Origin of the sequence: Breznakia blatticola, assembly GCF_004365815.1 — a bacterium.
Taxonomy (GTDB): domain Bacteria; phylum Bacillota_I; class Bacilli_A; order Erysipelotrichales; family Erysipelotrichaceae; genus Breznakia; species Breznakia blatticola.
The window spans coordinates 1-2017 of the sequence record NZ_SODD01000086.1 but is presented as its reverse complement, the minus strand read 5'-3'; the positions used below and the strand labels follow the sequence as shown (position 1 = coordinate 2017).

Annotated in this window: 1 protein-coding gene; it reads left to right on the top strand. The window is 32.9% G+C overall.

The window, feature by feature from the left end; translation table 11 throughout:
* Window positions 1-151: 151 nt before the first annotated feature.
* The gene (locus EDD63_RS11450; protein ID WP_134171447.1) at window positions 152-1921 is read left to right on the top strand and encodes an IS1634 family transposase; all 1770 of its coding nucleotides are present in this window, start codon (window positions 152-154) and stop codon (window positions 1919-1921) included.
* Window positions 1922-2017 lie beyond the last annotated feature (96 nt).

The following is a 2017-nucleotide window of genomic DNA, read 5'->3' as shown; positions in this document are numbered from 1 at the left end:
CCCGAGTTTAGAAGCTAAAAAACAACCATAATCATCATTTGCCTTTTGTTCATCGATTTATTTCGATGTTTTTTTGTCAATACTTTCACACTAAAGTGTTGTGTGTTGTTATGTGATATGGTATAATATACCTATATTAGGAGGTTTCTCTATGTTCGTTAAGAAAAATAAAAACTCTGCTGGTCGTATCGTTCTTGCTTATTATGAAGGATATCGTGATAAAAATGGAATACCTAGACAAAAACACATTGAACGTATTGGTTTTCTTGATGACCTAGAGAAACTCTATGATGATCCTATCGCTCATTTCAAAGCTGAAGCCAAACGTCTAACTGAAGAAGCAAAGGCTAACAACCAGGATTCTATCACTGTCTCTTTAGATATGAATCAACGCACACCCATTAACCAAAGCCAAGTTAAAAATCTAGGATACGTGTTTCTACAATCTGTTTATTCCTCATTGAAGCTTCCTGAGTTTTTCAAGAATAAACAACGAAATACAAAGATTGAATATAATTTCAATAATGTCATTCGTTTGCTTGTATTCTCAAGAATTTTAAAACCAGAATCAAAAATCGCTACTTTCAAATCATCTTCTATGTATTTTGAGAAATTAGCTTCCAATTCGGATTCTATTTACGATGTATTAACTCGACTCTTTCCATTACGCAATGAACTACAAGCTTATTTACATGAAAGTGTAAAAGCAAAATATGGAAGATCTAATGAACATGCATTCTTTGACTGCACAAATTATTATTTTGAAATTGATTCAGAAAAAGGAATTCGAAAAAAAGGTCCAAGTAAGGAACACAGAAAAACACCAATCGTTCAAATGGGATTATTGATGGATTCGAATGGGATACCAATGGCATACCATCTCTTTCCTGGTAACGAGAGTGAAAAAGTAAACTTACGTCCTGTAATCAATCGATGCAAAATTGACTACAATATAGGCAGAGTTATTGTGGTTGCAGATCGTGGACTAAATACAAGTGACAACATTTTCTATACACACGGTAAAGGAGATGGTTACGTATATAGCCAAAGTATTCGGGGAGCAGATCAAGAATATCGTGACTGGGTTCTTGATGAAGACGGATATATAACTCACAACGATCATTCCGACACAATTACAGGTGATGATGAGAATGAGGTTATTGATGCATTTAAAATAAAGTCTCGAATTATTGGAAAGACAATTAAAATCGAAGAAAATGGCAAACGAAACCATGAGGTCACAATCAAACAAAAGCAAGTAGTATACTATAGTCCAAAGTATGCAAAAAGACAAAGAATGAAAAGACTGGAATCCGTTGAGAAGGCGCAGCGTCTAATTGAATCAAGCGGAAAATATACACAAGCATCTAACTATGGTTGCATGAATTATATTGAAGAAAATGTAATTGATCAATCGACAGGTGAACTATTACAAAAAAAGAAGAATGATAACATTATGCGTCATATAAATTATGATAAGATCGAAGAAGAAGAGAAATATGATGGCTATTATTCAATCGTGACTAGTGAAACGAATCTAAGTGATATAGAAATCTTAAATACTTATCGTGGATTATGGAAAGTCGAGGAGTCATTTAAAATCACAAAAAGTGAACTAGAATCTCGACCTGCACATGTATCAAGAGATGATCATATTGAATCGCACTTTTTCACATGTTTCTTATCATTACTATTAACACGTGTGATTGAACATGAGATTGAACGCAAATACTCACCACAACAGTTAATAGAAGGCCTTAGAAGTTTTAACTACACCTTGGTAACTGAGAATATTTATCAATGTTTAAATCGCAACGAGGTAATAGATTTATTAGATGAGACATTTGGATTGGATACATCAAAATATCGAATGACACTAGCAAAAATCAAAAATATTATAGCAACTAGCAAAAAAGAGTAAAATACACTACAAAAAAGTGTGAAACTAAAAATGGCTAAAACCTTATGAATAAAGGGCTTAGCCATTTTTTATGCTTTTTTAACTTCTAAAGTCAAG